This window comes from Streptomyces sp. SBT349, assembly GCF_001083795.1.
GTDB lineage: Bacteria > Actinomycetota > Actinomycetes > Streptomycetales > Streptomycetaceae > Streptomyces.
The window spans coordinates 1-3,512 of the sequence record NZ_LAVK01000529.1; the positions used below are offsets into that span (position 1 = coordinate 1).

General features: G+C 70.5%; 3 protein-coding genes. All 3 read right to left on the reverse strand.

The window, feature by feature from the left end:
• Positions 1-15 precede the first annotated feature (15 nt).
• Positions 16-1,542, reverse strand: a complete 1,527-nt coding sequence (locus ADY01_RS34095) for an alpha-N-arabinofuranosidase (protein WP_049580648.1) — start codon at positions 1,540-1,542, stop codon at positions 16-18.
• A 110-nt stretch (positions 1,543-1,652) separates the two neighbouring features.
• Positions 1,653-2,567 (reverse strand): carbohydrate ABC transporter permease, encoded by a 915-nt coding sequence (locus tag ADY01_RS34100; protein ID WP_078900845.1) that lies wholly within the window; start codon positions 2,565-2,567, stop codon positions 1,653-1,655.
• Positions 2,564-3,512, reverse strand: a 949-nt coding sequence (locus ADY01_RS34105; RefSeq protein ID WP_234320522.1) for a carbohydrate ABC transporter permease, incomplete at its 5' end; no start/stop codon positions are given. The genes ADY01_RS34105 and ADY01_RS34100, both read right to left, overlap by 4 nt.

Below are 3,512 nucleotides of genomic sequence, written 5' to 3' on the forward strand. Positions count from 1 at the left end.
GGTCAGGGGCCGGGGTCAGGCGAGCCGGATCACGTTCCAGGAGAGGGGTTCGAGCGCGGCGGTGAGGACGCCGCCCGCCAGGTCCGTGCGGACGCCGTCGTGGGGCGTGACGCGGTCGGGCTCGGCGGCCGTGTTGCGGGCGTCGGGGTCGGCGTCGGACAGCACGCTGTGCTCGACGACCCGGGTCAGGTCCAGGCCGTGGAGGGTGACCTCCAGCGGCAGCGGGCGGGTCTGGTCGCGGTTGACGGCGAAGACGGTGACGGTGCCGGTCTCCTCGTCGCGCACGGCGGTGGCGTGCAGCAGGTCCACCTCGCCGTGGCGCGCGGTGGTGTGGGTGGGGCTCTCGGGCCGCACGTCGAGCACCGTCCCGCGCCCGTGCGCCGACGCCTGGGCGAACGGGTAGAACGTCGTCTGCCGCCAGGCCGCGCCGCCGGGCTCGGTGGCGATGGGGGCGATGACGTTGACCAGCTGGGCGAGGCACGCGACCTTCACGCGGTCCGCGTGGCGCAGCAGGGCGATCAGCAGCGAGCCGAAGACGACGGCGTCGGTGACGCTGTAGTTGTCCTCCAGCAGCCGCGGGGCCTCCGCCCAGTCCTCGCCGCGGCCCTCGCCGGAGAGGGTGGGGGCGCTGCCGTCCTGGTACCAGACGTTCCACTCGTCGAACGAGAGGTTGATCCGCTTCTTCGACTTCAGCCGGGCGCCGATGTGGTCGCAGGTGGCCACGACGTTCTCGATGAACGACTCGGTGTCGGCGGCGGAGGCGAGGAACGAGTCGCGGTCGCCGTCGTGCTCCTGGTAGTAGGCGTGCAGCGAGATGTGGTCGACCAGGTCGTAGGAGTGGGTGAGGACCGACGCCTCCCACTCGGCGAACGTCGCCATCTTCTGCCCGGAGCTGCCGCAGGCGACCAGTTCGAGGTCGGGGTCGATCTGCCGCATGGCGCGGGCGGTCTCGGCGGCGAGCCTGCCGTACTCGTCGGCGGTCTTGTGGCCGGTCTGCCAGGGGCCGTCGAGCTCGTTGCCCAGGCACCACAGGCGGATGCCGAACGGGTCCTTGTCGCCGTGGGCGATGCGGCGCTCCGACAGCTCGGTGCCGCCGGGGTGGTTGGCGTACTCCTGGAGCTCGATGGCCTCGGCGACGCCGCGGGTGCCCAGGTTGATCGCGAGCATCGGCTCGCCGCCGACCTTGCGCACGAAGTCGACGAACTCGCTGAGCCCGAACTGGTTGGTCTCGGTGGAACGCCAGGCCAGGTCGAGGCGGCGCGGGCGCTGGTCCTTGGGGCCGACGCCGTCCTCCCACTTGTAGCCGGAGACGAAGTTGCCGCCCGGGTAGCGCAGGGCCGTGACGCCGAGCTCCCGGATCAGGTCCAGCACGTCCCCGCGCAGCCCGGCCTCGTCCGCGGTGGGGTGGCCCGGCTCGTAGATGCCGGTGTAGACGCAGCGGCCCAGGTGCTCCACGAAGGAGCCGAACAGGCGCGGGTCGACGGCGGAGACGGCGAAGTCGGGGTCGAGGGTGAAACGGGCGGAATGCGGTGCGTCGCTCATGCGGTTCCCTGGTCGAGATTTCGTACGGCGGTCGTAGCTGCGAACAAACGGTAGAAGCGGGGTCGTTCGCCGTCAACACCACGGACGGCCCCGCCGCACCCGTCTCCCGTTCACTGCCCCGCGATGCCGGTGTGCGCGACGCCGCGCACGATCTGCCGCTGGAAGAGGACGAAGACGATCAGCAGCGGCAGCGCGGCCAGCAGGGCGCCCGCCATCAGCTGGGCCCAGCGGATGCCGAACGAGGACTGCACGGTGGCGAGCCCGACGGGCAGCGTCGCGAGGTCCGGGTCGGTGGTGACGAGGTAGGGCCACATGAAGTTGTTCCAGGCCCCGATGAAGGTGAAGATCGAGACGGCGGCCAGCACGGGCCGGGAGAGCGGCATCACGATGCCCAGGAAGATCCGCCACCGCCCCGCGCCGTCGAGGGTGGCGGCCTCCTCCAGCTCCCTGGGCACGCCCTGGAAGAACTTGTAGAGGATGAAGACCATCGCCGGGGCCGAGACCTGCGGCAGGATGACGCCCCAGTAGGTGTCCACCATGCCCAGCGAGCGGACGTTGGCGAACAGCGGCGCCGTGATGACCGTGCCCGGCACCATGATCCCGGCCAGCGTGAGCCCGAACAGCGCGCCGCGGAAGCGGAACCGGGTGCGGGCGAAGCCGTAGGCGGCGAGCGCCGAGACGATGACGGTCAGCACGGTGACGCCGGTGGAGACGATGACCGAGTTGACCAGCCACTTGGGGATGTCGCCCACGCCGAGGACGCTGCGGTAGGCGTCCAGGTTCATGTTCGACTGGATCCACTTCAGCGGCAGCTTCTGGGTGTCGCCCTCCGGCTTGAACGAGGTGGACAGCGCCCAGGCGAACGGCACCAGCCACAGCGCGGCCAGGGCCGACCCGATGGCCGTGAGCACGATCTGCCCGGCGTTGCGCCGCAGTCTGACCGTGAACGGGACGGGCGGCGTCGGTGTCCGCGTCGGCGTCGGCGTCGGTGTCCGCGTCGGCGCGGAGGCGCGGGCGGTGCTCATCGGGCGTTCTCCTCGGTGCGGTTGCGGACCATCCACAGGCGCAGCAGCGTGACCGCGACGATCAGGACGAAGACGATGTAGGAGATGGCGGAGGCGTAGCCGATCCGGTAGCCGGTGAAGCCCTGCGTGATGATGTACTGCACCACCGGCCTGGTCTCGTTGTTGGGGCCGCCCTCGTTGATCAGGAAGATCTGGTCGAACACCTGGAGCGAGGCGAGGATCTGGAGCACGACGATGAGTCCGGTGATGTTGCGGACCATCGGGACGGTGATGTGCCACATCCGCTTCAGCGCGCCCGCGCCGTCCAGGGCGGCGGCCTCGTAGAGGTGGTCGGGGATGGACTGGAGCGCGGCCAGGTAGAGCAGGAAGCTGAAGCCGACGGTCCACCAGAGCGTGGCGAGCACCATGGAGAACATGGCCCAGTCGCCTTCGAGCAGCCAGGGCACGCGGTGGTCCAGGGTGTTGTTGAGGAGGCCGTAGTCCGGCTCGTAGAGCCAGCGCCACAGTTCGGCCATGACGGCGGAGGGCAGCAGGAACGGCGCGAAGAACGCCAGCCGCCAGAACCACTTGCCGCGCCTGATGTTGTGGGCCAGCAGGGCGAGGCCGAAGGCCGCCACCACGATCAGCGGGGTGATCATCGCCGTGAAGGTGAGGGTGTTGCCCAGCGAGTCCCACATCTGGTCGTCGCCCAGGGCCTCGCGGTAGTTGTCGAGGCCGATGAACTCGCTGTTGATGCCCGCCAGGTTGGTCTCGTTGAGGCTGTACCAGATCCCCGACACCAGCGGCCAGAGGAGGAAGAGGGCGTAGAAGACGAGGAACGGCGCGACGAACCACCCGCCGTGCTGGAGGATCCGGCCGAGCCTCGCGCGGGCGCCGCCGGGGTCCGTGGCGCGGCGCGCGGCGCCGGCCGTGGCGTCGGCGGCCGAGGGGGACGGAGGGGACGGA

Bases quoted from the DNA above. Each gene is read 5' to 3' on its own strand.
- ADY01_RS34100 (WP_078900845.1), bottom strand. From the start codon at position 2,567: ATGAGCACCGCCCGCGCCTCCGCGCCGACGCGGACACCGACGCCGACG.
- ADY01_RS34095 (WP_049580648.1), bottom strand. From the start codon at position 1,542: ATGAGCGACGCACCGCATTCCGCCCGTTTCACCCTCGACCCCGACTTC.